At 71.8% G+C, this 26,310-nt stretch carries 27 protein-coding genes; 11 read left to right on the top strand and 16 right to left on the bottom strand.

The window, feature by feature from the left end:
• Window position 1: 1 nt before the first annotated feature.
• The 5 genes from JI751_RS01630 to JI751_RS01610 form a co-directional block, all read right to left on the bottom strand.
• On the bottom strand, window positions 2-415 hold the full coding sequence (locus JI751_RS01630; protein ID WP_201932618.1) for a hypothetical protein: 414 nt from the start codon (window positions 413-415) through the stop codon (window positions 2-4).
• Window positions 416-477: 62 nt separating this feature from the next.
• Window positions 478-1,650, bottom strand: a complete 1,173-nt coding sequence (locus JI751_RS01625) for a molybdopterin-dependent oxidoreductase (protein WP_201932616.1) — start codon at window positions 1,648-1,650, stop codon at window positions 478-480.
• Window positions 1,647-2,285: a methyltransferase domain-containing protein gene (locus tag JI751_RS01620; protein ID WP_201932613.1), complete on the bottom strand. Its 639-nt coding sequence runs from the start codon at window positions 2,283-2,285 to the stop codon at window positions 1,647-1,649. Before JI751_RS01620 ends, JI751_RS01625 begins: the two co-directional genes overlap by 4 nt.
• Window positions 2,282-2,944, bottom strand: coding sequence for a TIGR04282 family arsenosugar biosynthesis glycosyltransferase (locus JI751_RS01615; RefSeq protein ID WP_201932610.1), 663 nt, complete (start codon window positions 2,942-2,944; stop codon window positions 2,282-2,284). The genes JI751_RS01620 and JI751_RS01615 overlap by 4 nt, the downstream gene beginning before the upstream one ends.
• Complete coding sequence (locus tag JI751_RS01610) at window positions 2,941-3,597, bottom strand: glycosyltransferase family 2 protein (RefSeq protein WP_201932608.1); 657 nt, start codon at window positions 3,595-3,597, stop codon at window positions 2,941-2,943. The genes JI751_RS01615 and JI751_RS01610 overlap by 4 nt, the downstream gene beginning before the upstream one ends.
• Before the next feature lie 114 nt (window positions 3,598-3,711).
• On the opposite strand from JI751_RS01610, the gene JI751_RS01605 reads away from it, so the two are divergent.
• A complete protein-coding gene (locus JI751_RS01605; RefSeq protein ID WP_201932606.1) occupies window positions 3,712-5,034 on the top strand; it encodes a hypothetical protein in 1,323 nt (440 codons plus the stop codon).
• A 61-nt stretch (window positions 5,035-5,095) separates the two neighbouring features.
• Here JI751_RS01605 and JI751_RS01600 read toward each other — a convergent pair whose 3' ends face one another.
• The 5 genes from JI751_RS01600 to JI751_RS01580 form a co-directional block, all read right to left on the bottom strand.
• Window positions 5,096-6,145 carry an NAD-dependent epimerase/dehydratase family protein gene (locus tag JI751_RS01600; protein WP_201932604.1) on the bottom strand — a complete coding sequence of 350 codons (1,050 nt, stop codon included), beginning with the start codon at window positions 6,143-6,145 and terminating at the stop codon, window positions 5,096-5,098.
• Window positions 6,142-6,942, bottom strand: coding sequence for an S-methyl-5'-thioadenosine phosphorylase (locus JI751_RS01595; protein ID WP_307813690.1), 801 nt, complete (start codon window positions 6,940-6,942; stop codon window positions 6,142-6,144). The genes JI751_RS01600 and JI751_RS01595 overlap by 4 nt, the downstream gene beginning before the upstream one ends.
• 92 nt (window positions 6,943-7,034) lie before the next feature.
• Complete coding sequence (gene acs, locus JI751_RS01590) at window positions 7,035-9,044, bottom strand: acetate--CoA ligase (protein WP_201932602.1); 2,010 nt, start codon at window positions 9,042-9,044, stop codon at window positions 7,035-7,037.
• A 96-nt stretch (window positions 9,045-9,140) separates the two neighbouring features.
• Window positions 9,141-9,863 carry a zf-HC2 domain-containing protein gene (locus JI751_RS01585; RefSeq protein ID WP_201932599.1) on the bottom strand — a complete coding sequence of 241 codons (723 nt, stop codon included), beginning with the start codon at window positions 9,861-9,863 and terminating at the stop codon, window positions 9,141-9,143.
• Window positions 9,860-10,408 carry a sigma-70 family RNA polymerase sigma factor gene (locus JI751_RS01580; protein ID WP_307813689.1) on the bottom strand — a complete coding sequence of 183 codons (549 nt, stop codon included), beginning with the start codon at window positions 10,406-10,408 and terminating at the stop codon, window positions 9,860-9,862. Before JI751_RS01580 ends, JI751_RS01585 begins: the two co-directional genes overlap by 4 nt.
• 246 nt (window positions 10,409-10,654) lie before the next feature.
• Between JI751_RS01580 and JI751_RS01575 the strand changes: the two genes are divergently transcribed.
• A complete protein-coding gene (locus JI751_RS01575) occupies window positions 10,655-12,856 on the top strand; it encodes a beta strand repeat-containing protein (protein ID WP_201932595.1) in 2,202 nt (733 codons plus the stop codon).
• Window positions 12,857-12,941: 85 nt separating this feature from the next.
• Here the strand turns inward: JI751_RS01575 and JI751_RS01570 are convergent, their stop codons facing one another.
• On the bottom strand, window positions 12,942-14,576 hold the full coding sequence (locus JI751_RS01570) for a monocarboxylic acid transporter (RefSeq protein ID WP_201932593.1): 1,635 nt from the start codon (window positions 14,574-14,576) through the stop codon (window positions 12,942-12,944).
• A gap of 1 nt (window position 14,577) precedes the next feature.
• Window positions 14,578-14,931 (bottom strand): DUF485 domain-containing protein, encoded by a 354-nt coding sequence (locus tag JI751_RS01565; RefSeq protein ID WP_201932592.1) that lies wholly within the window; start codon window positions 14,929-14,931, stop codon window positions 14,578-14,580.
• Between the two features lie 208 nt (window positions 14,932-15,139).
• Here JI751_RS01565 and JI751_RS21665 point away from each other — a divergent pair, with 208 nt between their 5' ends.
• From JI751_RS21665 to JI751_RS21660, 4 genes are read left to right on the top strand one after another with little or no spacing between them, the layout of a single operon-like run.
• The gene (locus JI751_RS21665; protein WP_201932590.1) at window positions 15,140-15,799 is read left to right on the top strand and encodes a phosphatase PAP2 family protein; all 660 of its coding nucleotides are present in this window, start codon (window positions 15,140-15,142) and stop codon (window positions 15,797-15,799) included.
• The gene (locus JI751_RS01555; RefSeq protein WP_201932588.1) at window positions 15,796-16,698 is read left to right on the top strand and encodes an NAD-dependent epimerase/dehydratase family protein; all 903 of its coding nucleotides are present in this window, start codon (window positions 15,796-15,798) and stop codon (window positions 16,696-16,698) included. The genes JI751_RS21665 and JI751_RS01555 overlap by 4 nt, the downstream gene beginning before the upstream one ends.
• Before the next feature lie 31 nt (window positions 16,699-16,729).
• A complete protein-coding gene (locus JI751_RS01550; protein ID WP_201932586.1) occupies window positions 16,730-17,722 on the top strand; it encodes an aldo/keto reductase in 993 nt (330 codons plus the stop codon).
• 19 nt (window positions 17,723-17,741) lie between these two features.
• Window positions 17,742-18,749 (top strand): App1 family protein phosphatidate phosphatase, encoded by a 1,008-nt coding sequence (locus JI751_RS21660; protein ID WP_201932584.1) that lies wholly within the window; start codon window positions 17,742-17,744, stop codon window positions 18,747-18,749.
• Between the two features lie 220 nt (window positions 18,750-18,969).
• On the opposite strand, the gene JI751_RS01540 is transcribed toward JI751_RS21660, so the two are convergent.
• Window positions 18,970-20,268 (bottom strand): FAD-binding protein, encoded by a 1,299-nt coding sequence (locus tag JI751_RS01540; RefSeq protein ID WP_201932581.1) that lies wholly within the window; start codon window positions 20,266-20,268, stop codon window positions 18,970-18,972.
• 96 nt (window positions 20,269-20,364) lie between these two features.
• On the opposite strand from JI751_RS01540, the gene JI751_RS01535 reads away from it, so the two are divergent.
• Window positions 20,365-21,312, top strand: coding sequence for an aldose epimerase family protein (locus JI751_RS01535; RefSeq protein ID WP_201932578.1), 948 nt, complete (start codon window positions 20,365-20,367; stop codon window positions 21,310-21,312).
• Here JI751_RS01535 and JI751_RS01530 read toward each other — a convergent pair.
• Window positions 21,302-21,715 (bottom strand): GNAT family N-acetyltransferase, encoded by a 414-nt coding sequence (locus JI751_RS01530; RefSeq protein ID WP_201932576.1) that lies wholly within the window; start codon window positions 21,713-21,715, stop codon window positions 21,302-21,304. The genes JI751_RS01535 and JI751_RS01530 overlap by 11 nt on opposite strands.
• Window positions 21,716-21,785: 70 nt before the next feature.
• On the opposite strand from JI751_RS01530, the gene JI751_RS01525 reads away from it, so the two are divergent.
• The 4 genes from JI751_RS01525 (at window position 21,786) to JI751_RS01510 (ending at window position 24,577) form a co-directional block, all read left to right on the top strand.
• Entirely contained in the window at window positions 21,786-22,250 is a 465-nt protein-coding gene (locus JI751_RS01525) for an SRPBCC family protein (protein ID WP_201932572.1), read from the top strand.
• 207 nt (window positions 22,251-22,457) lie between these two features.
• Window positions 22,458-22,661: a cold-shock protein gene (locus JI751_RS01520; protein WP_129475981.1), complete on the top strand. Its 204-nt coding sequence runs from the start codon at window positions 22,458-22,460 to the stop codon at window positions 22,659-22,661.
• Window positions 22,662-22,840: 179 nt separating this feature from the next.
• Window positions 22,841-23,701, top strand: coding sequence for a S1 family peptidase (locus tag JI751_RS01515; RefSeq protein ID WP_201932569.1), 861 nt, complete (start codon window positions 22,841-22,843; stop codon window positions 23,699-23,701).
• Between the two features lie 66 nt (window positions 23,702-23,767).
• The gene (locus tag JI751_RS01510) at window positions 23,768-24,577 is read left to right on the top strand and encodes an SDR family NAD(P)-dependent oxidoreductase (RefSeq protein ID WP_201932566.1); all 810 of its coding nucleotides are present in this window, start codon (window positions 23,768-23,770) and stop codon (window positions 24,575-24,577) included.
• Here the strand turns inward: JI751_RS01510 and JI751_RS01505 are convergent.
• Together JI751_RS01505 and JI751_RS01500 are read right to left on the bottom strand one after the other, a co-directional pair.
• Window positions 24,574-25,368 (bottom strand): aldo/keto reductase, encoded by a 795-nt coding sequence (locus JI751_RS01505; protein WP_201932563.1) that lies wholly within the window; start codon window positions 25,366-25,368, stop codon window positions 24,574-24,576. The genes JI751_RS01510 and JI751_RS01505 overlap by 4 nt on opposite strands.
• Before the next feature lie 120 nt (window positions 25,369-25,488).
• The gene (locus JI751_RS01500) at window positions 25,489-26,229 is read right to left on the bottom strand and encodes an excalibur calcium-binding domain-containing protein (protein WP_201932561.1); all 741 of its coding nucleotides are present in this window, start codon (window positions 26,227-26,229) and stop codon (window positions 25,489-25,491) included.
• Window positions 26,230-26,310 lie beyond the last annotated feature (81 nt).

Raw genomic sequence — 26,310 nt, 5'->3', positions numbered from 1 at the left:
CTCAACCCCTCCGAGTGGCCCGGGGCGAGCGGAGGAGCCCCGCGACGGCCACGACGACGACCACGATGGCAGTCATCGTCCACCACGTCGCGGCATAGGGCCGGTCGAGGAGCGTGGCGTTGTCGGCGCGGGCCCCGGCACGGGTCAGCATCGGGATCGTGGCGATCGTGAGCGCGCCCCACACGACAAGCGCGATCGTCGCCGGCGCCCGCCACGCCTGCGGCAGCACCCGCGCGCCGACGAGGCACGTGCCGATCACCAGTGCGGAGAGCACGACGTCGTGCGCGACCACGCCGGCGCCGAACCAGATCGCGACCTCGAGCCACTGGCCCGGGTCCTGCCGGGTGAGGAAGAGGAGGGCGCCGTAGAGCCCGACGAGGACGCCGAGCGCGCCCAGTGCGAGTCGCGCCCTCACTCCGGGGTCCCTGCGGTGTTGTTCGGAGGAGCGGAGCGGGGGAGAAGGACGTCGGGGGGTGGTCATGTCGAGACCTCCAGCCGGGACAGCCACTTGGTCTGGAGCACGCCGGGCCGGTTGGGTGCGATCAGCCGGCAGGGGTAGCCGTGGTCGAGTGCCAGCGGCTCACCGGACAGGTCGAGGGCGAGCAGCGTGCGCTCGTCGGCGGCGAAGTTCGCCGGCAGGGTCGTGCGCCGGTAGGGGCCGCTCTCCTGGAGCGAGGTGATCGACACGTCGCGGTCCGCGGGTGCGTCGACCGACGCCAGCAGGTCGGCGAGCCGGACGCCGGACCAGGTGCCCTGCGCGCTCCAGCCCTCCACGCAGGCGATCGGCAGGCCGACCGTGTGCTGCGGCATCGCGCGCAGGTCGTCGTACGACAGCGCGGCGGCGACGGTGCCGTCGACGACCACCTCGAGCCGCCAGTCGGACGACGTCGCCGACTCCTCGACGCGCGCTGCCTTCGCGGACTTGTTGATCGGGACGCCGCCCGGTCCCTCGCCGGTGCGGACCGCGAAGACGGAGACGCGTCGCAGCAGCGGCACCGTGTTGCCGGCGGTCGCGAGGACGGCGACGCCGGCCGCGGCGAACGCCGTACGGACGAGGGCGCGCCGCGACAGCGGTCCGGGCTCGGTCGCGCCGGCCCGGTCGTGGGAGGTGGCGTCGATGTCGCTGGTGAGGACGTCGCGGATGATCGGCAGCTTGACGGCGATGTGCACGACGAGCGCGCCGATGGCGACCCACGCGATCGCGTAGTGGGTGGTGCGGAAGGAGAAGGAGGACCAGGGGTACCACTGGGCGGCGTTGGCCACGCCGGTCGCGAGCTGGAAGATCGACGCCGCGACGAGCACCGCGATGGATCCGCGCTCGAGGCCGGTGAGCACGAGCGCGCGCGGGTCGCGGAGCGGGAAGCCCTCGAAGAGCTTGGGCAGCACCGACCACAGCTTCACCAGCAGCAGCGGGATCGCGGCGATGCCGGTGACGACGTGGAGGCCCTGGGTGAGCCGGTAGCCCCAGCTCGGGCTGGTCGGGAACGGGATCGGGTGGCTGGGCAGCTGGGCGTAGTGGCTGATGAGTCCGGTCACGAAGCAGATGCCGAAGCTGATGCCGAGCCACAGGCCGACGCGCGCGGCGACCGCGGGGGAGCGCAGCCGCGACGTGAAGCTCTCGGGCGACGGGGGAGCGAGCCGCGCGGTCATGCCGCGGCCTCGGACAGGACGGCGGCCCACCGGTCCCCGAGCTGGTGCACGCCGCTGACGCCGAGGCCCGCGGCGTGGGCGGTCCGCGCGATGTCGTCGACGCCCAGGGTCGCCCACCGGAAGGGCCGGCTGCGGCAGTCGCTCGCCTCGAGCGAGGCCCAGCAGCTCATGACGGTGCTGCCGGGTCCTTCGAGCTCGACCACCACGCGACCGCCGGGCACCACCAGCGAGCGCACCCGCTGCAGCAGCCGGACCGGGTCGCCGCCGATGCCGATGTTGCCGTCGGCCAGCAGTGCGCTGTGCCAGCGGCCCTCGCCGGGCAGTCGGTCGAACACGTCCCGCTGCATCGCGGGCACCCCGCGGTCGGCGGTCATCGCGACCGCAGCGGGCACCACGTCGATGCCGAGCGCGATGTGGCCGTGCGTCGCCAGGGCCTCGGTGAGTCGACCCGGCCCGCAACCGATGTCGAGGGTCGGCCCGTCGCAGAGGGCGACGAGCGCGTGGTCGGTCTCGTCGGCCGACCGGCTCCAGAGGTGGACCGGGAGGGCGATCGGCTCGCCGCCGAGCCCGACGACGACGGTGGGCGCGCCGCCGAGGGCGCTGGCGAAGACCTCGCTGAAGGACTGCTCGATCACGACGCGACCTCCGCCCGCAGTGCGCGCCACGCCTCGGCGAAGCGGCTGTGCGGCGCCAGGCCGGCGACGAGGTCGGCGTCCTCGACCGTGTCGACGTCGGTCATGGCCGCGGCGTGCGCGACCCGGGCCCCGGCCCGCTCGAGCGCAGCCCGGGTCTCGACGCAGACGGTGTCGGTCGACATCTCGACCTCCGCCAGGTGGCGTACGACGTCAGGGTCGCGGCGGGCGAGCGCCCACCAGCCCCCGTCGGTGGCGGGTGCGAGCACGGCGTCGTGGCCGTCGATCGCGGCGGCCACCTCGCGGAGGGCGGCGCCGGTGACCTGCGGGGTGTCCATCCCGACCTGGACGACCAGCCCGGGGCCTGCGTCGAGGTGGGCGTTCACCAGCCGCTCGGCGAAGCCGTCGCCCCGCTGGGGCGTGATCGCCCAGCCGTCCAGGGCGGTCGCGATCTCCGCGCCGCGCACGGCCCCGGCCAGGTCGCCGGCGAGGCTGAGGTGTCCTGCGGCACCGGCGTCGTGGCAGGCGGCGAGGGTGTCGAGCAGTGCGGCGGCGGCGAGGTCGGCGGCCCGGTCGTCGCCGACGATCGCGCCGAGCCGGGTCTTCACGAGGCCGGCGACGGGCGCCTTGGCGACCACGAGGATCGTCAGGGGGCCGGTCATCGCAGCACCCGCATGAAGTCCCGTGCGGTGCGGGCCGTGCCCACGACGGACCCCGACACCTTGGAGCGGGTGCCGGCGGCGCGCGGGTGGTAGTCGACGTCGTGCTCGCTGACCCGCCAGCCCGCGACGGTGATCGCCTGCAACAGCTCGACGGGGTAGCCGAACCGACGGTCCTGCAGGTCGAGGTCGAGCAGCGCCTGTCGCCGGCAGACCCGCATGGGCGCGATGTCGTGGGCGTCCATGTCGATCCGGCGGCGCAGCCACGTGGCGATCAGCGCGTTGCCGACGCGTGCGTGCCACGGCCACACCCCGCGCTGCACCGGCCGACGTCGACCCACCGCGATGTCGGCCCGGCCGGACGCGACGTCGGCGAGCAGCGGGAGCAGCTGGTCGGGGTCGAACGACCCGTCGCCGTCCATGACCGCGACGAAGTCCGCGGTCGCGGCCTCGACGCCGGCGTGCACGGCGGCGCCGTAGCCCGGCGTCGTCTCGGTGACGACGCGCGCACCCAGCTCGCGAGCGACCTCGGCGGTGTCGTCGCGCGACCCGTTGTCGACGACGATCACGGAGAAGTTCGACGGGATCCTCGGGAGGAGGCCGCGCAGGGCGGGCCCCTCGTCCCGGCAGGGAAGCACGAGGTCGCAGGTGGTCACGCTGCCGACGCTGCCAGAACGGCGGGCCGCGGACCATGTTTCTCACCCTTACGAACCTGTGACGTGTGGCCGCCGGAGCGGGTCCCCGCGCACGCCGTCCCTAGGGTGGACGGCATGACCGACGCCCGTACCCCGCGCCGTGCGGCCGTGGGTCTGACCGTCGCCGGCGTCGTGCTGCTGGCGTCCTTCGTGGTCCCGCCACTGACCGGCTGGGACGTCGACGCGCGCAGCGACATGCTCGGCCTGCCGCCACTGCACGGCTTCGTCGACCTGCGCTTCTCGGCGGCATCGGTGCTGGCCATCCTGCTGGCCGCCGCCGGGATCTGGCGCGGCGAGGCACTGGCCCGCACGCTGTCGTGGCGCCGCCTGCTGCTGGTGTCGTACGTCGTCGGGCTGGCGTGGCTGCTCGCTCTCGCGCTGGTCGACGGCGGGGCCGGGCTGACGCGCGTGATGGACGCACCGAGCGAGTACATGGTCACCGCCCGCGAGATCACCGACGTGCCCGCGATGCTGCGGGAGTACGTCGACCGCATCCCCTACCGCTCGGCCGACAACTGGCCGATCCACCTCGCCGGCCACCCGCCGGGCGCCGTGCTCTTCCACGTCCTGCTGGTCCGGCTCGGCCTCGGCGGATCGCTCGTCGCGGCGCTGGTCGTCGTCGCGGTCGCGGCCACCATCCCGCTCGCGACCCTCGTGACCCTGCGCCGGCTCGGCGCCGAGGACCTGGCGCGGCTGGCCGCGCCGTTCCTCGTCCTGTCGCCGGCCGCGGTGTTCCTCGCGGTGTCGGCCGACGCGGTCTTCGCGGCCCTGGCCGCGTGGGGACTGGCGTCGCTCGCGGCAGCGGCCACCGCCTCCGGTCGCGCCCTCGTCGGCTGGGGCCTCCTGGCCGGCCTCCTGCTCGGCTGGTGCGTGATGAGCTCCTACGGCCTGCCGCTGCTGGGGATCCTGGCGCTGTCCGTGCTCTGGCTGGCGCGGTCGTGGAAGCCGCTGCCGGTGGCGGCGGCTGCGGCACTCGCCGTCGTCCTCGCGTTCGCCGCGTACGGCTTCGCGTGGTGGGAGGCCTACCCGGTGCTGCACGACCGCTACTGGGACGGCATCGCCAAGACCCGCCCGTTCGGCTACTGGGCGTGGGGCAACCTCGGTGCGCTCCTCGTCTCCGGCGGTCCGCTGCTGGGCGCCGGCCTCGCGGTCGCCGCTCGTCGCCACGCCGGGCCGGCGCGCACCGTGGCGGTGCTGGCCGGCGCGGCCGCACTGACGATCGCGATCGCCGACCTGAGCCGGATGTCGAAGGCCGAGGTCGAGCGGATCTGGCTGCCGTTCGTGCCGTGGCTGACGATCTCGCTCGCGCTGCTGCCCGGCAGCTGGCGGCGGTGGGGGCTGGGCCTCCAGGTGCTCACCGCGCTCGTCGTCGAGCACCTGCTCTACACGACCTGGTGATCACCGGGTCGAGTGCCGTCGAGGCAGTGGTCGCACCGAGGCTGCGCACTCGACCCAGTGGTCAGGCGCGCAGCGGGGCGGTGGCGAACTCCCGCAGGCCCTCGTCGGGGCCGATCGCGGCAGCGAACCCGAGCTCGGCGGCGGCCAGCTCGGGCGAGGCCACGACGTGCCGGACGTCGCCCGGCCGGAAGCCACCGGTCACCTCCGGCGCGATGTCGCGGCCGGTGCCCTCGGCGACCCGGGTGGCGACGTCGAGGATCGTCACCGGTTGCCCGGAGCAGACGTTGTAGGCCGACCACCGCGGCGTACTGCCCGAGGCGACCGCCTCGAGCGCGAGCACGTTGGCGCGGGCGACGTCGTCGACGTGCACGAAGTCCCGCATCTGCGCGCCGTCCTCGTAGACCTGCGGCGCCTCGCCGCGCTCGAGCGACGAGCGGAACATCGCGGCCACACCGCTGTAGGGGGTGTCGCGCGGCATCATCGGGCCGTAGACGTTGTGGTAGCGCAGGGCGACCGCGGCAGCGCCGGCCTGGCGCACCCACGACGACGCGTAGTGCTCCTGGGCGAGCTTGCTCGCGGCATAGCTGCTGCGCGGGTCGAGCCGGGCGTCCTCCGGGACGAGCTCCCAGGCGAGCGGGCGGTCACAGACCGGGCAGTGGTTGTCGAAGTCGCCGGCCTCCATCGCCGCTACCGCGCGCGGCGGCGGAGCCTGACGGCCGTGCTCGGCGCAGGCGTAGAGCCCTTCGCCGTAGACGACCATCGAGCTCGCCAGCACCATCCGGTCGACGTCCGCGTCGTGCATCGCGGCCAGCAGGGCGGCGGTGCCGAGGTCGTTGTGGGAGGCGTACGCCGGCAGGTCTCCGACCCGTACGCCCGCACCGACCAGCGCGGCCTGGTGGCAGACGACGTCGATGCCGCGCAGCAGGCCCGACCACTCGGCCGACCCGGCCTCGCGCACGTCGAGGTGGTGGACCCCGGCCGGCGGCGCGGACGAGCCGTGCGCGCTGTCGAGCATCAGGTCGACTCCGACGACCTCGTGCCCGGCGGCGGCCAACTGTCGCGCGATCGCGGTCCCGATGAAGCCGGCCGCCCCGGTGAGCAGCACCCTCATCGGCCAGGCACCTCGTAGGTCAGATCGATGCCGTCCGACCAGGTCGCGCACGTGCACCCGTCCGGGTCGGGGAGTGCGGCGATGGCCGCGGCGAGCAGCCCGGTGAGCCGGTCGAGGTTCTGCTTGAAGAGGGCGAAGACCTCGTCCTGGCCGACGCCGTCGCCCGACTCGGCGCCGGCGTCCATGTCGGTCACCAGCGCCAGCGGCGCGTAGCACTGGCCCATCTCGCGGGCGAGCTGCGCCTCGGGGGCGCCGGTCATGTTGATCAGGTCCCAGCCCTGCTCGGCGTAGTGCCGCGACTCGGCGCGCGTCGAGAACCGCGGCCCCTCGATCACGACCATCGTGCCGCCGACGCTGACGTCCTCCGAGGCACCGGCGAGGGCCCGCGAGACGCCCGGGCAGTAGGGATCGGCGAACGGCAGGTGCACCGCGCCCGACTCGACGTACGACCCGATGCGGCGGTGCGTGCGGTCGACGAGCTGGTCGGGGACGACGAGGTCACCGGGGGCGACGGTCTCGCGGAGCCCGCCGACGGCGCACGGCGCCAGCACCTGGCGTACGCCGAGGGAGCGCAGGGCCCACGCGTTCGCCCGGTAGGGGATGCCGTGCGGCGGGAAGTCGTGGTGCGGCCCGTGCCGCGGGACGAAGGCGACCTTCCGCCCGCCGACCTCGCCGATCGAGATCGGGCCCGACGGGGCGCCGTACGGCGTCTCGACCACGTGGTCGGTCGCGTCGGTCAGGAACGAGTAGAAGCCGGTGCCGCCGATGACGGCGACGTCCGCGCGCAAGGAGCTCACCTGTCCCACCCTAGGTCCGGTAGTTCAGGGGGAGATGGTCGCCCGGGAGGATCCCGGACAGCCGTCTCCCCCTGAACTACCGGAGCAGGACGTCAGTCCTCGGAGGCCGCCGAGCCTTCCTTGTCCTTGATCAGGTCCATCACCGTCGAGTCGGCGAGGGTGGTCACGTCGCCGACCTCGCGGTGCTCGGCGACGTCCTTGAGCAGGCGGCGCATGATCTTGCCGGAGCGGGTCTTCGGCAGCTCGGGCACGACCATGATCTGGCGCGGCTTGGCGATCGCGCCGATCTCCTTCTGGACGTGCTTGCGGAGCTCCTCGACGATGTCCGGCCCGCCGTCGCCCGCGGACTCGCGGAGGATGACGAAGGCGCAGACGGCCTGGCCGGTGGTCTCGTCGGCGGCACCGACGACGGCCGCCTCGGCGACCTTGGGGTGCGACACGAGCGCCGACTCGATCTCGGTGGTGGAGAGTCGGTGGCCCGACACGTTCATCACGTCGTCGACGCGGCCCAGCATCCAGAGGTCGCCGTCCTCGTCCTTCTTCGCGCCGTCGCCGGCGAAGTAGAAGCCCTGCTTGGGGTAGCGCGACCAGTAGGTGTCCTTGAAACGCTGGTCGTCGCCCCACAGCGTGCGCAGCATCGCCGGCCACGGCTTGGTCAGCACGAGGTAGCCGCCGGAGCCGTCGGGGACCGAGTTCCCGTCGTCGTCCACGACGTCCGCGCCGACGCCCGGCAGCGCCTTCATCGCCGACCCGGGCTTGCCGGCCGTGACGCCGGGCAGCGGGCTGATCATGATCTGGCCGGTCTCGGTCTGCCACCAGGTGTCGACGACCGGGCACCGGTCACCACCGATGACCTCGCGGTACCAGACGTACGCCTCCGGGTTGATCGGCTCGCCGACCGACCCGAGCAGCCGCAGCGACGACATGTCGTAGCCGTCGGGGATCTCGCGGCCCTGCTTCATGAAGGTACGGATCGCGGTGGGCGCGGTGTAGAAGATCGTGACCTTGTAGTCCTGCACGATCTGCCACCAGCGGCCCTTCTCGGGCGTGCCCTCGTACATCACCTGCGTCGCGCCGTTGGCGAGCGGGCCGTAGACCATGTAGCTGTGGCCGGTCACCCAGCCGACGTCGGCGGTGCACCAGTAGACGTCGGTGTCGGGCTTGAGGTCGAAGACCTCCCAGTGCGTGAACGACGTACCGGTGAGGTAGCCGCCGGTGGTGTGCAGGATGCCCTTCGGCTTGCCGGTCGTGCCGGAGGTGTACATGACGTAGAGCGGGTGCTCGGAGTCGTGCATCTCGGCCTCGTGCTTGGGCGAGGCGTTGTCGACGGCGTCGTGCCACCACACGTCGCGGCCCCCCTCTTCGCGACCGTGCCAGTCGACGTCCTGACCGGTGCGGCGCACGACGAGCACGTGCCGCACCAGGTCGCCGGTCTTCTCGACGGCCTCGTCGACTGCGGGCTTCAGCGCGGACGCGGCGCCGCGGCGGTAGCCACCGTCGCTCGTGATGACGACGTGGGCCTCGCAGTCCTCGAGCCGCGACGCGAGGGCGTCGGCGGAGAAGCCGCCGAAGACGACGGTGTGCGGGGCGCCGAGGCGGGCGCAGGCGAGCATCGCGACGACGACCTCGGGGATCATCGGCATGTAGATCGCGACCCGGTCGCCCTTCTTCACGCCGAGCTCGGTCAGCGCGTTGGCCGCCCTGGAGACCTCGTCCTTGAGCTGGGCGTAGGTGATGTCGCGGGTGTCGTCGTCGGGCTCGCCCACCCAGTGGAGGGCCACCTTGTCGCCGTTGCCGGCGTCGACGTGGCGGTCCACGCAGTTGACGGAGGCGTTGATCGTCCCGCCGACGAACCACTTCGCGAAGGGCGGGTTGGACCAGTCGAGGACCTGGTCCCACTTCTGGCCCCAGTCGAGGCGCTCGGCGGCCGCGGCCCAGAAGGCCTCGCGGTCGTCGTCCGCGCGGGCGTAGGCCTCCTCCTTGACGTTGGCGTCGGCGGCCAGGTCGGCGGGCGGCTCGAAGCGCCGCTCCTCACGGGACAGGTTGGACAGGGTCTGCTCGGACAAGGCTCTCTCCTCGGCGTGCGTGATCAGCGTCACCATCGAACCTACTGCCGAGAGGTTGGTCGTCGGGAGGTCGTCGGTGCGCGCGAGCGCCGGGCGGTCGCGCGAGCGCGACGGACGGACGGGTCCGATCGCTCAGAGGTCCGAGGAGAGCACGGTGTCGCCGCTCTCGTCGGTGACCAGCACCTGGGTGACGTCCTCGCGCATGGTCGCCGACTGCAGGAAGCAGGTCATCGGGCGCGTGCCGACCCCGCGGAACTCGCCGGCGGGCACGAGCCGTCCGTCCATCGTGCGGAACTCGACCCGGAAGGTCTCGCCCGCGTCGAAGCCCAGAGCCACGATGCGGAGCTCGACCCCCCACGTGTGGTCGACCAGGTCGGCGCTCTCGACCGTGACGTCCTCGTCCGAGCCCACGTCCATGGAGATGGCCTCCAGCGGGACCTGAGCGGGATCGGGAGCGGTGGCACGTCCGATGACCGCGCCGCCGACCAGGGCGACCAGGACGACGGCCGCTGCCGTCAGCGTGCCGACCCATCGGTGCCGACGCTGCTCGGCGGCCGCCGCGCGGCGCTGGGCGAGCTCGTCGGCATCACGCTCGGCACGAGCCTGCGACACGGCTCGGCGTACGTCCTCGCCGAGCGTGGGTGGTGGGACCGGGACGTCGCCGAAGGCCCGTGGGTCGACGAGGCCGAGGCGACCCGCCAGCGGCGCGAGCTCGTCGAGCTGGGCGCGGCACCCGGCGCAGCCGTCGAGGTGGGCGCGCAGGCGGTCCTCGTCGGGTCCGGAGAGGTGCCCCAGGGCGTACGACCCCAGCAGCTCGCGCAGCCCCCGGTGCGCGGCCTCGTCGTCGGCGCTCACAGGCTGACTCCCATCTCGTCCATCGCGGAGCGTAGGGCACGCATCGCGTAGAAGACCCTGCTGCGGAGCGTGCCGACGGGGATCGACAGCTCGGCGGCGACCTCGTCGTAGGGCCGGCCGAGCAGGTGCGTCTGCACCAGCGCCTCGCGGTGGTGGGGCGCGAGGCGCCGCATCCCTTCCTCGACCAGCCAGCCGTCGAGGACGGTGTCGGCGTGGTCCTCGACCGACCCCGCGGAGGCCTCGATCGTCGGCGCGTCCGCCAGGCTGCTCTGCCAGGGCCGGGCTCGCCGGGCACGCAGGTGGTCGATCATCGTGTTGCGGGCGATGCCGAAGAGCCACACGCGGAGCGAGGCCGTCTCGGGGTCGAAGCGGTGGCCGCTCCGCCAGGCCTTGACGAACGTCTCCTGGGTGACGTCCTGCGCCGCTCCGGGATCGGCGAGGCCGCGCAGTGCGAAGCGGTAGACCTCGGCCCCGTGCTGGCGGTAGGCCGCCACGACGCCGTCCTCGTCGTCGAGGGCCGGGACCGTGCCGTCGGGATCGCTCACACCACGCATTGTCCCGGTCACACCCATGCGTACGGCGCTCGGCCGGTCCGCGTTCAGTGGTCCAGACCTCGGGACGGCCGGAAGTCGGGTGAACGCCGGGACGGCGGGCGCCGTATCCACCTCTGTCGCCTCCCGGAACCGGGTGGAGACGCGAGGCGGCCGACACACCCTGCCGCCGGACGACGACCAGAAGGGCAGACAGAGATGTCAGCACTGAGGACAACAGGGCTGCGGGCGACCACCGGCGTGGCCGCATCAGCACTCGCACTAGCCGCCTTCGCGGTGGCACCGGCCAGCGCGGCCGACACGACGCAGGCGTCGGCCCAGGGCCAGTCGCAGCAGACCGTCGAGAAGACGCAGCAGGCGAAGACGCAGCGGGCGAGGAAGCAGCGCGTCTTCAAGGTGCGCACCGAGAAGCAGCTGCGCGCGGCCGTGCGCAAGGCCAACAAGACCTCCGGCAAGGACCGCATCGTCCTGCTGCGCTCGATCTCGTTCGCGACGGGCAAGAACGCCAAGGGCGGCGCCGGCCGCGGTGACCTCGACGTGCGGGGCAGCCTGGTCGTCATGGGCCGCGGGAAGTCGATCAACGCCAAGGGCGTCGACCGCGTGTTCGACGTGCGCAAGGGGAGCCGCCTGGTCATCAAGCGGCTGCGCCTGCGCAACGGCGCGCCGGCCGCGACCGAGAGCGGCGGCCTCATCCGCAGCCGGGGCGAGGTCCAGGTCCGCAAGTCGAGCCTGCTGAAGTCCACCGTCACCGGTGAAGGTGCGTCGGGCGGCGCGATCATGAACGACGGCGGGATGCTCCGCGTCGTCGAGAGCCGCGTCAAGCGCAACACCTCCGAGCGCGCGGGCGGCGGCATCGAGGCCAACGGCGGCTCGACCGTCATCGCCCGCAGCCGCCTCACCGGCAACAAGACCGGCGCGGTCCCCGGCAATGGCGGTGCCCTGCACCTGACCGGCACCGGCAGCGTCAAGGTCAAGGGCAGCCTGGTGGCCAACAACGACGCGGGCGCCGAGGGTGGCGGCCTGTGGAACTCCGCCACCGGCGAGCTCACTGTCGAGCGCACGACGTTCCGCAACAACGAGGCGGCCGGCGCGGAGGCCGACCAGGGTGGCGGCGCTCTCTACAACGACGGCGGTGTCCTGACGGTGCGCGGGAGCACCATCGAGAACAACGACGCGACCGGCGCAGCGGGCTCGGGCGGAGGAGTGCTGAACAACCTCGGCACGCTCACCCTGTCGACCACCGAGGTGCGGGGCAACACCGCACCTCGCGCCGGCGGCGGCATCGAGGCCAACGTCGGCACGACCACCGTGGTCGCCTCGACGATCGAGGGCAACAGCGCCGGCGCGGCCCCCGGCAACGGCGGCGGCCTGCACCTCACCGGTGCCGGCAAGGTCTCCGTCGACACCACGAAGGTGCTGAACAACAGTGCCGTCGAGGGTGGCGGACTGTGGAACGCCGCCACCGGAGCGATGTCGGTCTCGGGCTCCACGATCTCGGGCAACGTCGCTTCCGGTGCCGCTGCGGACCAGGGCGGCGGTGGCGTCTACACCGACGGCACCACGTCGATCTCGGGCTCCACGATCGAGGCCAACAAGGCGACCGGCACGGCGGGCTCGGGCGGTGGGGTGCTCAACAACCTCGGCACCCTCACGGTCAACGGCTCCACCATCAAGGACAACACGGCCAACCGCGCCGGCGGCGGGATCGAGGCCAACGTCGGCTCGACCTCGGTCATGCTCACGACGCTCCAGGGCAACAACGCCGGGACCGCTCCCGGCAACGGCGGTGGCCTGCACCTGACCGGCGCCGGCAAGGTCGAGGTCGGCCAGAGCAAGGTGCTCGAGAACGTGGCCGTCGAGGGTGGCGGCCTGTGGAACTCGGCGACCGGCACCATGACGGTCACCGGCACCCAGCTGCGCGGCAACACCGCCAGCGGTGCTGCCGCTGACCAGGGTGGCGGCGCGATCTACGACGACGGTGGCGCGCTGACCGTCAACGGCTCGACCATCGAGAGCAACAAGGCCACCGGCGCCGCCGGATCGGGCGGCGGCATCCTGTCGCTGAACGGGACGCTCAAGGTGAACGGGACCACCCTCAACGGCAACTCCGCGCCTCGCGCCGGTGGAGCCATCGAGGTCAACGCGGGCACGGCCGACCTGGCCGACGTGAACGCCGCTGACAACACCACCGGCGCTGCACCCGGCAACGGTGGTGCCCTGCACATCACCGGCGCGGGCACGGTCACCTGGACAACCGGGCGGATCACCGGCAACAGCGCCACCAACGAGGGCGGCGGCCTGTGGAACTCCACCACCGGCACCCTCACGGCGACCGGCATCACCTTCGAGGGCAACACCGCCCCCGAGGGCGCCGATGCCTACAACGACGGTGGCACGATGACCGTCAACGGTGCGGTGGTCCTCCCGATGACCGGGATCTGATCCACTCGCACGACCGCTCCACGCACGACGACGCCCCGGAAGGCCTGGCCTTCCGGGGCGTCGTACGTCGTGCGGGTGTCGGCGGTCAGTGCTTGGACGCCTGCTCGGCGCCGGCGCCGGTGAGGGCGCGGACCTCGAGCTCGGTGTAGCGCTCCTCGGCCGACGGCTCCTTCGAGGTGATGGTGCCGAGGTAGCCGAGCAGGAAGCCCAGCGGGATCGACACGATGCCGGGGTTCTCCAGCGGGAACCACGAGATGTCGATGCTGGTCGGCAGCAGCGAGAGGTTCTTGCCGGTGACCGCGTCCACGCCCTTGCCGCTGACGATCGGGCTGAAGATCACCAGTCCGACCGACGAGATCAGGCCGCCGTAGATGCTCCAGAGCGCGCCGCGGGTGTTGAAGCGCCGCCAGAACATGTTGTAGATGATCGCCGGCAGGTTGGCCGACGCCGCGACCGCGAAGGCCAGCGCCACGAGGAACGCGATGTTGAGCTTCTGAGCCGGGATGGCCAGCACGATCGCGATCAGTCCGATGACGCCTGCGGCGATCCGGGAGACCCGGATCTCCTCGGCCTCGGTGGCCTGGCCGTTGCGGAACACCGAGTTGTAGAGGTCGTGCGCCACCGACACCGACGAGGTCAGCGTGAGCCCGGCGACCACCGCGAGGATGGTCGCGAAGGCGACCGCCGCGATCACCGCCAGGAGGACTGCGCCTCCTGTCGAGCCCGGCCCGCCACCGACGGCCTCGGCCAGCAGGGGTGAGGCCAGGTTGCCGCCCGACGCGGCCACCTCGGCGTACGCATCCTTGTCCAGCAGCGCGGCGGCACCGAAGCCGAGGATCAGCGTGAAGAGGTAGAACACGCCGATCAGGCCGATGGCCCACAGCACCGACTTGCGTGCGTCACGCGACGTCGGCGTCGTGTAGAAGCGGATCAGGATGTGCGGCAGGCCCGCGGTGCCGAGCACGAGGGCGATGCCGAGGGAGATGAAGTCGATCTTCGACGTCGTCGAGACGCCGTACTTCAGACCGGGCTCGAGGAAGGCGCCGCCCTTGCCGCTGTTCTGCGCGGCGGTGCCGAGGAGCTCGGAGAGGTTGAAGCCGAATTTCGCCAGCACCAGCACGACGATGAGCGCGGAGCCCGCCATCAGGAGCACGGCCTTGACGATCTGCACCCACGTGGTGCCCTTCATGCCGCCGACGGTGACGTAGAAGATCATCAGCGCGCCGACGAAGAAGATCGTCAGGTTCTTCAACCCTTCGCTGCTGACGCCGAGGAGCAGTGCGACGAGCGCACCCGCACCGACCATCTGGGCGAGCAGGTAGAAGATCGAGACGACCACCGTGGACGTCGCGGCCGCCATCCGGACGGGCTTCTGCCTCATCCGGTAGGCCAGCTGGTCGGCCATCGTGTAGCGACCGGAGTTGCGCAGCACCTCGGCGACGAGGAGCAGGGCGACGAGCCAGGCGACGAGGAAGCCGATGGAGTAGAGGAAGCCGTCGTAGCCGGAGAGGGCGATGGCGCCGGAGATGCCGAGGAACGACGCCGCGGACATGTAGTCGCCGCCGATGGCGAGCCCGTTCTGGAAGCCGGAGAAGCCTCGGCCGCCGGCGTAGTGGTCGGCCGCACCCGAGGAGTTGCGGCTGGCCCAGATGGTGATGCCCACGGTGAGGGCGACGACGCCGAGGAACAGCGTCGTGGTGAGGATCTGGTGGCCTTCCATGTCAGCGCTCCCGTCCGTTGGTGCCGTCGTAGTAGGAGTCGGCCAGCTGGGCGGCCAGCGGGTCGAGCCGCGAGTTGGAGTAGCGGCTGTAGACGTAGGCCAGGGCGAACGTCGTCAGGAACTGCAGCAGGCCGAAGACCAGCGCGATGTTGATGTTGCCGACGACCTTGATGCTCATGAAGTCGTGGGCGAACATCGACATCAGGACGTAGAGCGCGTACCAGGCCAGGAAGGCCACGGTGGCGGGGATGACGAAGCCGCGATAGCGCGATCGCAGCTCCGCGAACTCCGGCCGCGCCGCCAGGTCGTCGTAGACGGGGTCGTGGCGTGCGGCCTGGTCGTGGGCGTCTGTCACGTCAGGGTCCTTCCGGGGACGGGTCACCGAGGTGTGACCGACGTCACCGTGGCACCGGACGTACGCCGCTCGGCAGGGGGCCGCGCGGGCCGGTCGGTCGGTGGACGCGGCGGAGCGACGGGCGGTCGGTGTCGTACGACGAGCGGTCGTCGGCACTCACCCCTGGGGGACTGCCGCTCGGCGCGTGCTGCTGGCACGCTCTGCTCTCGTGGAGATCAACCGCAGGACCCAGCAGGCCGCCCTCACCCTGACCGCGTGGTGGGTCGCCCTGACCGCCGCCGTCACGGCCGTCGGGTGGCTGATCACGCACCCGCTCGAGTCGACCGTCGAGCCGTGGGACGACGACATCGCCCGGTCCATCGCCGACCAGAGGACCCCTGACGGTGAGTTCCTCGCCAAGTGGGGCAGCCACGTCGCCGACACGATCGTCGGCGTGATCATCGCCGCGGTCGTGGCTCTGGTCCTGTGGCGGCTGCAGAAGACCCGGGTGCCGCTCGTCTACTTCACGGTGCTGGTCGCCGGCACGCTCGCGCTCTACCTCGTGGTGACGCTGCTGATCACCCGCGACCGGCCGCCGGTGAAGATCCTCGACCCGGGGCTGGTGCCGGACCACAGCTTCCCGTCGGGCCACGTGATGACGGCGATCGTCGTCTACTGCGCCCTCGCGATCTACCTCTTCCGGACCGTGCCGTCGTCCCGTCGATGGGCGTGGGTCCTGTTCCTCGCGCCGGTCATCGTCGCGCCGTCCCGGCTCTACGAGGGCGCCCACCACGTCACCGACGTGCTCACCAGCCTCGTCTTCGCCCCGATCTGGGTCGCGGTCGTCGCCCACGTGCTCCTGGGTCGCCCTGACAAGGTGGAGACATGACCTCCTCGATCGTCGTCGTGACCGGAGCCAACGGACTCGTGGGCAGCCACGTGGTGTCCGCGCTGAGCGAGAGGGGCGCGACGATCCGCGCGGTCGTACGCCGTCCCGGCACCGCGCCCGACGTGCCCGGCGTCGAGGAGCACGTCGGCGACTTCGGTGACGCGGCCTTCGCGGCGTCGGTCGTCGCGGGGGCCGACGCGCTCGTGACCACGGTCCACCCGCTCGGCGGCGACGCCGACGAGCAGCGGCGCATCGGCCTCGACGGCACGCTCGCCATCGCGTCTGCGGCGGGCGATGCGGGCGTACCGCTCGTCGTGCACATCTCGACTGCCGGCGTGTACGACCGCAGCCCGGGCACGGGCGACGTCACCGAGGAGTCGGCCTACGTCCCCGACGACTCCAACCCCTACGGCGTCATCAAGCGCGACCTCGACGAGGCGCTGGCGCGGCTGGGAGGTACGACCCGCGTCCTGGTGCGACCGCCGATGATCCTCGGCCCGGGCGAGTCGTCGGTGTGGAACACCGTCCAGCCGGCCGCCATCGCGCAGGACGAGTCGCGACGGCACGCGGTCGCCGACGCGACGGTGGCGTGGGTCCACGTCACCGACCTCGCCGCCCTCACCGCGGACCTGGCCACCGGTGCCATCCCGGTCCGCGACGACGTGTCCGCCGGCCCGGTGCTGGGCGGCTGCACCCCGGTCAACGTGGCCGCACCGCGCGCCACCCAGCGCGACTACCTCGGCGCGGTCTGCGACGCGCTCGGCGTCGAGCCGACCTGGGACGACCAGCCCGCCTGGACCGGCGCGATCCGCGCGGACCGCGCCGCGGGCTGGGGCTGGTCGCCGAGGGTCTCGCTCGACGAGGCGCTGGACGAGCTCCGGGCCGGCCTGCGTTCCTGACCCGTTGGCCGGCCCTGCAAGAGTGGCCGGCATGGAGCAGCGAACCCTCGGCAGGACCGGTCGCCCGGTCTCGGTGATCGGCCTCGGCACCTGGCAGCTCGGTGCCGACTGGGGCGATGTCAGCGAGGACGACGCCCGCGCGGTGCTGGAGGCGTCGGCCGAGGCGGGCGTGACGTTCTACGACACCGCCGACGTCTACGGCGACGGCCGCAGCGAGCAGCTCGTCGGTCGCTTCGTCGCCGAGCACGCCGACGCCGGGTTCGTGGTGGCGACCAAGATGGGCCGCCGCGAGGAGCAGGTGCCGGCCAACTACGTCGAGGCCAACTTCCGTGCCTGGCTCGACCGCTCGCGCCGCAACCTCGGCGTCGACACGATCGACCTCGTCCAGCTGCACTGCCCGCCCAGCGAGGTCATCGACGACGACGCGACCTACGACGTCCTCGACCGGCTCGTCGAGGAGCAGGTCATCGCGGCCTACGGCGTCAGCGTCGAGACCGCCGACCAGGCGCTCAGCGCGATCGCGCGGCCCCATGTCGCCAGCGTGCAGATCATTCTCAACGCGTTCCGGATGAAGCCGCTCGACGCCGTCCTGCCGGCTGCCGAGAAGGCCGGCGTCGGCATCATCGCCCGGGTGCCGCTGGCGTCGGGCCTGCTGTCGGGGAAGTACGGCCTGGACACGACGTTCGCCGAGGACGACCACCGCACCTACAACCGCGACGGCAGCGCCTTCGACGTCGGCGAGACGTTCTCCGGCGTCGACTTCGCCACTGGCGTCGAGGCGGCGCAGGAGTTCGCCCGGCTCGTCGCCGCGAGCGGCCTCGACGTGACGCCCGCGCAGGCCGCGATCGCGTGGGTCGCGCAGCTGTCGGGTGTCTCCACGGTCATTCCCGGTGCTCGCAACACCGACCAGGCCCGGTCCAACGCGGCCGCCGGTGCGGTCGGCTCCTTGCCCGACTCGCTGGTCGCTGCGATCGCGGACCTCTACGACCGTCGCATCCGGGAGCAGGTGCACGGACGCTGGTGACCCCGCCTACGGTGGCGTGGTGAACCTCAAGGGACTGGTCCTCGCGGCCGAGCGGGCCTGGGACTCGCGTGGAGGCGACAGCACTCCCGAGCACTTCCGGATCGAGCCCTACATCGGGCACGGCGGTCCTGCCGGAACGGTGGTGCGCGGCCGCGTGCTCGACAACCCGGTCGCCTCGGAGGCGATGCCCGAGGAGGGTGTGCGGGCAGCGACACGTCGTACGCTCCGGCACTTCGTCACCGACGAGCTGCCCGGGGTGCCGCTGCGGGTGACGGTCGCCGGCGTCTCGGTGGACGCCGAGTCCGACGCGGAGGGCTACTTCCTGGTGCGGGTGCCGACGCCGGCCGGCTCGCTGACCGCGCCGTGGACGACCGGGACCGTCGAGCTGCGGGGTGACTACCGCGGCGTCAGCGACGCCGAACCGGCGCTCGTCGAGGTGCGGGTCCCGGCGACCGACGCCCGGTTCGGTGTCCTCTCCGACGTCGACGACACGATCCTCGAGACCGGCGTGCAGCGGGCGCTGCGGATGGTCGTGCAGACCTTCACCGGCTCGGCGCTGACCCGGACGGCGTTCCCTGGGGCGCCGGAGCTCTACCGCGACCTCGCGGCCGGGGTGAACCCGGTCTTCTACGTCTCGTCGAGCCCGTGGAACCTCCACGCCTTCCTGCTCGCGTTCCTGCGGCACCGTGACTTCCCGCTCGGCCCGGTCCTGCTGCGCGACCTGCTCGGCAACCGGCACGGGCGCGAGCAGAAGCACACGCGGATCCGCGAGGTGCTCGACCTCCACCCGGACCTCTCCTTCGTGCTGCTCGGCGACTCCGGCGAGCGCGACCCGCAGATCTACGCCGACATCGTCCGCGAGTACCCCGACCGGATCCTCGCCGTCTACATCCGCGAGGTGCGCCTCAACCCGGGCGACGGGCGGGTGGAGGCGGTGTCGGACGCGTGGGGCTCGGACGTCCCGTTCGTGCTCTGCGCCGACTCCGACGCCGTACGTCTCCACGCGGAGGGCCTCGGCCTGCTCTGACCTCCGGCACTCGGGCCGTCGTGGCCCCGGGTGGGTGGCGGCACACAGCATCCGCGCTCGGCTGGGTGGCGGCACACCGCATGCCGGCGGCCCCGAGACGTGCCGTGTGCCGCCACCCACGGCCGGGGACGTGTCGTGTGCCGCCACCCACGGCCGGACGAGGACATGGCCGCCGTCGTGCGATCGAGGCGCGTACCGCCGTGCAGTGACCCCTCGGCGTTCAGGGCGTGCCGAGCACCCGGTCGACGACGGCATTGCGGAACTTCCCTGCGGGGTCCACCCGCTCGACCAGCGCTCGGAAGTCGTCGAGCAGTGGGTACTGGCCGTGGTCGATCCGGTCCCAGACCTTGCCCCAGTGCGGCCGGGCGCCGAAGGGCGACAGGGCGTCCTCGACGCGGCGGGCCATCGCGAGGACGGCCGCCGGCTCCCGCCGCCAGGTGAAGTGGAGCGCGACCGTCTCGCGCCCCTGCGCGGGCGACATCCACAGCTCGTCGGCGCGGATGCCGCGGATCTCACTCACGATGAGCAGCGCCGCGAGCTCACCGCTGGTGGCGTCGGCGAGGTCCGTGACCGCTCGCAGGGCAGCGGCGGCCGCCGCGGCAGGGACGAACCACTCCGACTGGATCTCCTCACCGAAGCTCGGCTGCCGATCGCCTCGGAAGTGGGGCAGCCGGTCGGACCACGGGCCGGGTGCGCCACGGACGGTGAGGTGGTCGCCCTCGCCGAGCGTGAGCGAGGCGGTGGTGGCCGGCACGGCCTCCGTGGCCCCGATCCAGTCCGCGGGGCTCCGGTCGTCGGTGGTGCGGGTCTTCACCAGCACCTCGGTCGGATCCGCGTCGTTCCACCGGCCGAAGACACTGACGCTGTACCCCGACGCGAGGACCGCGTCGATCTCCTCGACGACCTCGCTCCAGCGCAGGTGGGCGTAGAGGTCCTGGCGCACGTCGTAGGTCGGCTCCACGTCGAGGTCGAGCGAGACGACGGCCCCCAACGCGCCCAGCGCCACGACGGAGCCGTCGAAGTCCGCGTCGCCCCTGGCGACGGTGCGCAGCTCGCCGTCCGCGCCGATCAGCTCGATGCGGCTCACGGCCGCACCCAGGATGCGGTTGCCCGTGCCGGACCCGTGCGTGCCCGTCGACGTCGCGCCCGCCACCGAGATGTGGGGGAGCGAGCCCATGTTGGCCAGCGCGTGGCCGCGGGACTGGAGGTGCGCCGCCACGTCGTTGTACGGCGTACCGCCGGCGACCCGGACCGTACCGCGCTCGACGTCGAGCACCGGCTCGGCGACCAGACCGGTGAGGTCGAGCAGTGTCCCCTCGGTGTCGCACAGGGCGTTGAACGAGTGCCGGGTGCCGAGCAGTCGTACGCGCGCCGAGTCGCGGATGACCGTCTGCGCCTCCTCGACGGACCGCGCACGGACGTGGCGAGCCGCGCTGTAGGTGTGGTTGCCGGCCCAGTTGGTCCCCGGGGCCGAGGCCTCCGGGCGGGGCGTGACGTGCTCGGATGGTCGTGCGGACATGGCGCCTCCGTCGGTGAGGTGTGAACGTTAGCCAAGGGTCGTCCAGCCGAGGGTCGGTCCCCGCGTCACACCTGACGGTGGTCGAGGATGGAAGGCATGACCTCCCCACGCGTCTTCGGCCAGATGCCCGACGGACGCGACGTCCGGCTGCTGACGATCGGGTCCGCGCCAGGGCCGGTCGTCGAGGTGCTCACCCTGGGCGCAACGGTCCACCGGCTGCTGGTCGACGGCCGCAACGTCGTGCTGAGCCACGCCGATGTCGCCGAACGGCTGGCGAGCCCGGACTACGTCGGCGCGACCATCGGGCGCTACGCCAACCGCATCGCCGGCGGTCGCTTCGACCTGGGCGGTACGACGGTCCGGCTCGGGACGAACGACCGGGGCAACAACCTGCACGGCGGGCCCGAGGGCTTCGACGTACGGCTGTGGGACGTGGCGTCGCACACCGACGACGCGATCGAGCTGACGCTCACGAGTCCGGACGGGGACCAGGGCTTCCCGGGCGAGGTGACGGCCCGCGTGCGCTACGCGGTCGCAGGGAGCACGGTGATGGTCGAGATGTCAGCGACCGCCGATGCGCCGACGGTGGTGGGGATGACCAACCACGCCTACTTCGACCTCGACGGTGAGGGCACGATCGACGACCACGAGCTCGTCGTCGAGGCGGACCAGTACACGCCCGTCGACGACACGGGGATCCCGCTCGGCGAGCACGCGCCGGTGGCCGGTACGCCGTACGACCTCCGCTCGCCCGCTCCGTTGCGAGCATCGATCGACCACAACTACGTCGTGCGGGGCAACGGCCTCCGGCGGCACGCGGCGCTGTCGTCGGAACGGACGAGGCTCGAGGTGTGGAGCGACCAGCCCGGGCTGCAGGTCTACACCGGTGACGGATTCGACGGCACCGTCCACGCGCCCAGGTCGGGCGTCGCCCTCGAGCCGCAGCTCTTCCCCGACTCGCCCCACCACCCCGACTGGCCGTCGCCGGTGCTCGAGCCGGGGGAGACCTACCGCTCGACGATCGAGTGGCGCTTCAGCTCTTGATCATGAAGATCTCGGGGTTCGGCAGCGGCTCGAACCCGAACCGTGCGTAGACGTCGTGCGCGTCGCGCGTCGCGAGCAGGACGCGGCTGAGCCCGATCGGCTCGAGCCGCTCCATCACGCCCTCCACCAGCATCCGACCCACGCCGCGACCGCGGTGGTCGCGGTCGACGTACACATCGGCGAGCCAGCCGAAGTTCGCGTGGTCGGTGAGCACCCGGGCGTACGCCACCTGCTGCCCGTCGCTGGTGAAGATCCCGAAGTTGAGCGAGCTCCGCGCGGCCGTCTCGACGTTGTCGCGCGTGCGCCCCATCGCCCAGTAGGCGTCGGTGCTGAGCCACGGGTGGATGCGGTCGAAGTCCATGTCGGCGAGCTCGGTGCGGAGCTCGTAGCCCTCGGTCGTCATGCCGCCGATCCTGCCGCAGCCCCACTAGACCGGCCTTCCACCCCACCCACGGCAGGCAGATCATGAGTGCATGGGCGAGACGGAGCTCCACCTCGAACGCGTGGTCAGGGCGCCGATCGAGGCGGTCTTCGACAAGCTCGCCGACATCGAGTCGATCAACGAGTGGCAGCCGCACAAGGGCAGCATCCGGCGCGGCTCGCGCAAGACCTCGGACGGCCCGGTCGGGCTCGGGACGACGTACGAGGACCGGACGCTGTTCGGCAAGGCGCCCGGCGAGGTGGCGACGTTCGAGCAGCCGACGCGGCTCGTCTACCACTGGTGGCAGGACGCGCCGTGGGGCTCCCGGCTCGCCGAGGGCTGGCCGGGCTACACGCTCGAGGTGGTCAGCGCGCAGGAGACCCTCGTCCGCCACGACGCCCGCCTCAAGACGTACGGCCTCTACGGCCCCGCGACGCCGGTGATGAGGCGCATCGCCCTGCGCGAGCGGACCGCTGTGCTCGACGCGCTGGAGGCATCCTTCACCCGGGCGGGCTAGGTCGAAGGTCGCGGAAACGCCACAAGTGTGGTCGATGCCCTACTGTGGAGGGTGTTGAAGGGACGACCCCCAAGGTCGTCCTGGCCGTACAAGACGTACGGCTCGTGTCTTGTACTCCTGGTTTTCGGTTCGCTGGACTCCATCAGGTGGATGTCTTCAGCAGGTCGCCGGCACACAGCCCGCGAACGAAAACAAAGGAACAGCATCATGGCTTCAGGAACTGTCAAGTGGTTCAACGCTGACAAGGGCTTCGGCTTCATCGCGCAGGACGGTGGCGGCGAGGACGTGTTCGTCCACTTCTCCGCGATCCAGAGCAACGGCTACAAGTCGCTCGACGAGAACCAGAAGGTCGAGTTCGACCTGGCCCAGGGCCCCAAGGGTCCCCAGGCCGAGAACGTTCGCGTCTCCTGATCTGAACCACGAAGAGCCCCTGACCGCCTCGGCGGTCGGGGGCTCTTCTGCATGTGCACTGGACTAGTCCTTCGCGCTGACAAACCTGCACGGTCCCTGCGGTGTCGAGGTCCTTCCCGTCGCGCGGACGTGTGCCTAGCATCGATGGGCCCGGGGACCGACGAACGAAGGACGAGTGCATGCGATCTCGACTCAAGGCCGCCATGGCGGTGCTGGTGACCGCGCTGACGCTGGGTGCCATGACGGCGGCTCCAGCCGCTGCCGTGACCGGCGGTACGCCGGACGGCGACGCCCACCCCAACGTGGGGCTGATCCTCTTCTACGACGGCACCGGCCGGTTCCGCTGCTCGGCGACCCTCGTCACGCCCACGGTGCTGCTGACGGCCGCCCACTGCACGGACGGCACGAAGGGCAAGACGCTCGTGGACTTCCGGTCGGTCGTGAAGGAGACCGGCCCCAGCAGCGGTTACGCCGCCGCCGCGGATCCTGCCAACGGCTACACGCAGGCTGAGATCGAGGCGGCCGGCTTCCGGTCCGGCACGGCGTACACGCACCCCGAGTACTCCGACTTCACCGACCTGGACAACTGGAACGACGTCGGGGTGATCGTGCTGGACCGTCCGGTCACCGGCATCGAGCCGGCGAAGATCGCTCCGCTGAACTACCTGGACGACTACGCCCAGCCCAGGCTCAACAAGACGATCTTCACGTCGGTCGGCTACGGCACCGAGGTCCGCAAGCCCGACTCGGGCCCGCAGAAGCCGACCCCGATGACGTTCCCGCTGATCCGGAGATACGCCGACCAGCCGGGGCAGAAGCTGACCGACCAGATCCTCCAGCTCAACGGCAACCCCAACGACACCAAGGGCACCGGCGGGACCTGCTTCGGCGACTCGGGAGGCCCGACGTTCCTCAACGGCTACCTCGTGACCGTGACGAGCTACGCCTACACCGACAACTGCCGATACCTCGGTGGCTACCAGCGCGTCGACATCGAGGTCGCGCAGGACTGGCTCGCGCCGTTCCTCGCCACTTCCTGACCGGCTCCGGGCCCTCGACCGTCGCGGCGGTCGAGGGCCCTTCCGCGTCGTGGGAGGGTTTCGCCCATGCTGCCTGACGCGTTCAGCCTCGCCGGACGGGTCGCCTGGGTCACCGGTGCCGGCTCGCCGGACGGGATCGGCTTCGCGACCGCGTCGCTCCTCGGGGCCCTGGGTGCGGACGTCGCGCTGGGTGCGACCTCCGCCCGCGTCGAGGACCGGGTGGCCGAGCTGACCGAGCGCGGCGTTCGGGCCGTCGGTGTCATCGCGGACCTCACCGACGAGGAGCAGGTGCGCGACGCTCATGCCCGCGTGGCCGACGTGCTCGGCCCGCCGACGATCCTGGTGAACAACGCGGGGATGACGAGCACGAGCGCGCCCGCCTTCGGTCTGGCTTCCGGGAGCGGCGCGGAGACCGGCGGCGTCGACGGCCTGTCGTACGAGGCGTGGCGCTCGGCGCTGTCCCGCAACCTCGACACCGCGTTCCTCGCGACCCGCGCGGTCCTTCCCGGCATGCGCGAGGCCCGCTGGGGTCGGATCGTGATGGTGACGTCGGTGACCGGGGCGGTGATGGCGATGCGCGACGAGGCGGCGTACGCCGCTGCCAAGGCCGGGATGGTCGGCCTCGCGCGATCGGTGGCGGTAGACCATGCCGCCGACGGCATCACCGCCAACGCCGTCGCACCCGGGTGGATCGCCACGGGCAGCCAGACCGACGACGAGGTGCGGCAGGGACGTCGTACGCCGATCGGCAGGAGCGCGACGCCCGACGAGGTGGCCGCCGCCGTCGCTTTCCTCTGCACGCCCGGCTCGTCGTACGTCACCGGCCAGTGCCTCGTCGTCGACGGCGGCAACAGCATCGCCGAGGAGCGGGCCTAGCTGCCGCCGAGCCCGTCGAGCGTCGCCATGTCCTCGGCGCTGAGCTCGAACCCGCCGACGTCGGCGTTGGAGTGGATCCGGTCGGCGTTGACGGACTTCGGGATGACGACGGTCTCGTGCTGGAGGTGCCAGCGGATGATGACCTGGGCGGGCGTACGGTCCAGGCGCTCGGCGATCTCGCCGATCGCCGGGTGGTCGAGGGTGCCGCCGCGCAGCGCGCTGTAGCCCTCGAGCGCGACACCGCGGTCGCGGTGCTCGCTGACGGTCTGCGCGTCGAAGAGCAGCGGGCTCCAGCGGATCTGGTTGATGGCGGGAGCCTCGCCGGTGGCCTGGGTGACCTCGTCGAGGAGGGCTGCGTCGAAGTTGCTCACGCCGATCTCCTTGGTGAGTCCGGCGTCCCGCGCCTCGATGAACGCCTGCCAGAGCGTGGTGTTGTCCGAGCCGCTGCCCGGCCAGTGGATGAGCCAGAGGTCGACGTGGTCGAGCTGGAGCAGCTCCAGGCTCTTCTTGAGGGTGTCGATCTCCTTGCCGACGTTGTCCGGCGGGCACTTCGTCGTCACGAACACCTCGTCGCGCGCCACGCCGCTCTCGGCCAGCGCCCGCCCGACCTCAGCCTCGTTGCCGTACACCGTCGCAGTGTCGAGGTGCCGGTAGCCGGCCTCCAGCGCAGCGGCGGTCGCGCGCACGGCGTCGTCGCCCTTGATCTGCCAGGTGCCGAAGCCGAGGAGCGGGATCGTTGCTCCGCCGCTGAGGGTGAGGGTGTGGTCGGGTATGTGGGGAGAGTTGGTCATGCGTTCGACAGTAGCCACGGCTCGTCGGTGCCCGGTCACCCCTGAGGACGGCAAGCGGACGACTTGCGTCGCTGGCGGCGGACTGTCTCTCGTGTGAACAGCAGCTGAAGCGTGGGGTGGTCAGCAAGTGCCGTGGTAGCCCTTGGACCGGGCGATCGCCTTGCGCTCCCACCGCAGATAGGTGTTCTTGAAGCTGAAGCGCACGCTGCGATCGACGTTGGCGAAACCGGTGTCGATCTGGCTACCTCCGATGTCCCATCCACCCTTCTGGCGCTCCAGGGCGCGGTAGAGGTTGCCCTGCGCGTCGCGGTCGGGTGCCTTCTCGTCGATGTGGGATATCACGACCATGCCCGGCTTCACCCACGAGCGTAGATCCCTCTTGGCCGCCCTGGCCTCGCAAGATCGCTTCGGAACGGTGACCCCGAGAAGGTGCACGACTTCGGGAGAATTCGCGCCCTCGCGCACCTTGATCAACTGGCCGTTGATGACCCTCACTACGTGGATCACCTCGGCTGGGGGAGTCGGCGTCGGCGTCGGCGTTGGGATCGGAGTCGGTGTCTGAGTGGGTGTCGGAGTGGGTGTCGGCGTCGTCGCGGGCGTCGTCGGCGTCGTGCCGTAGGAGCAAGGGCAGGGGTTGCTCTCGCAAGCAACCCCGTCACCATCGGAGTCAAGAAAGTGGGGGTCCGAGTACGGACCACCGGCGGCCAGGAAGAACGACTGTGCCGAGGCCTGCGTGGAGAAATCGGTGCAGTCCATATCGGTGGCAGCCGATGCGCCTACGGCGCTAAGTCCAACCACTGCGCCCATCAGCAGCGCGAGGCTGGCAACGGCGGTGATGACGACGCGAAAGACGTGGGTCATTCTCGGGGACTCCCTCTGGTTCATGATCCCCGAGAGGCTAAACGTCCCCAACCCGTGCCGATGCCGAATCCGAAAATCGCA

Source organism: Nocardioides baculatus, assembly GCF_016735675.1.
Lineage (GTDB): Bacteria > Actinomycetota > Actinomycetes > Propionibacteriales > Nocardioidaceae > Nocardioides > Nocardioides baculatus.
Note: the sequence above shows the minus strand (reverse complement) of the source record. Positions and strands in the feature narration are given on the sequence as shown.

What these genes read in the sequence shown, in the direction of transcription:
- JI751_RS01625 (WP_201932616.1), bottom strand. Translation starts at nt 1,650, where the DNA reads ATGACCGCGCGGCTCGCTCCCCCGTCGCCCGAGAGCTTCACGTCGCGG.
- JI751_RS01615 (WP_201932610.1), bottom strand. Translation starts at nt 2,944, where the DNA reads ATGACCGGCCCCCTGACGATCCTCGTGGTCGCCAAGGCGCCCGTCGCC.
- JI751_RS01605 (WP_201932606.1), top strand. Translation starts at nt 3,712, where the DNA reads ATGACCGACGCCCGTACCCCGCGCCGTGCGGCCGTGGGTCTGACCGTC.
- JI751_RS01600 (WP_201932604.1), bottom strand. Translation starts at nt 6,145, where the DNA reads ATGAGGGTGCTGCTCACCGGGGCGGCCGGCTTCATCGGGACCGCGATC.
- acs (WP_201932602.1), bottom strand. Translation starts at nt 9,044, where the DNA reads ATGGTGACGCTGATCACGCACGCCGAGGAGAGAGCCTTGTCCGAGCAG.
- JI751_RS01570 (WP_201932593.1), bottom strand. Translation starts at nt 14,576, where the DNA reads ATGGAAGGCCACCAGATCCTCACCACGACGCTGTTCCTCGGCGTCGTC.
- JI751_RS01555 (WP_201932588.1), top strand. Translation starts at nt 15,796, where the DNA reads ATGACCTCCTCGATCGTCGTCGTGACCGGAGCCAACGGACTCGTGGGC.
- JI751_RS01550 (WP_201932586.1), top strand. Translation starts at nt 16,730, where the DNA reads ATGGAGCAGCGAACCCTCGGCAGGACCGGTCGCCCGGTCTCGGTGATC.
- JI751_RS01540 (WP_201932581.1), bottom strand. Translation starts at nt 20,268, where the DNA reads ATGTCCGCACGACCATCCGAGCACGTCACGCCCCGCCCGGAGGCCTCG.
- JI751_RS01535 (WP_201932578.1), top strand. Translation starts at nt 20,365, where the DNA reads ATGACCTCCCCACGCGTCTTCGGCCAGATGCCCGACGGACGCGACGTC.
- JI751_RS01530 (WP_201932576.1), bottom strand. Translation starts at nt 21,715, where the DNA reads ATGACGACCGAGGGCTACGAGCTCCGCACCGAGCTCGCCGACATGGAC.
- JI751_RS01525 (WP_201932572.1), top strand. Translation starts at nt 21,786, where the DNA reads ATGGGCGAGACGGAGCTCCACCTCGAACGCGTGGTCAGGGCGCCGATC.
- JI751_RS01520 (WP_129475981.1), top strand. Translation starts at nt 22,458, where the DNA reads ATGGCTTCAGGAACTGTCAAGTGGTTCAACGCTGACAAGGGCTTCGGC.
- JI751_RS01515 (WP_201932569.1), top strand. Translation starts at nt 22,841, where the DNA reads ATGCGATCTCGACTCAAGGCCGCCATGGCGGTGCTGGTGACCGCGCTG.
- JI751_RS01510 (WP_201932566.1), top strand. Translation starts at nt 23,768, where the DNA reads ATGCTGCCTGACGCGTTCAGCCTCGCCGGACGGGTCGCCTGGGTCACC.
- JI751_RS01505 (WP_201932563.1), bottom strand. Translation starts at nt 25,368, where the DNA reads ATGACCAACTCTCCCCACATACCCGACCACACCCTCACCCTCAGCGGC.
- JI751_RS01500 (WP_201932561.1), bottom strand. Translation starts at nt 26,229, where the DNA reads ATGACCCACGTCTTTCGCGTCGTCATCACCGCCGTTGCCAGCCTCGCG.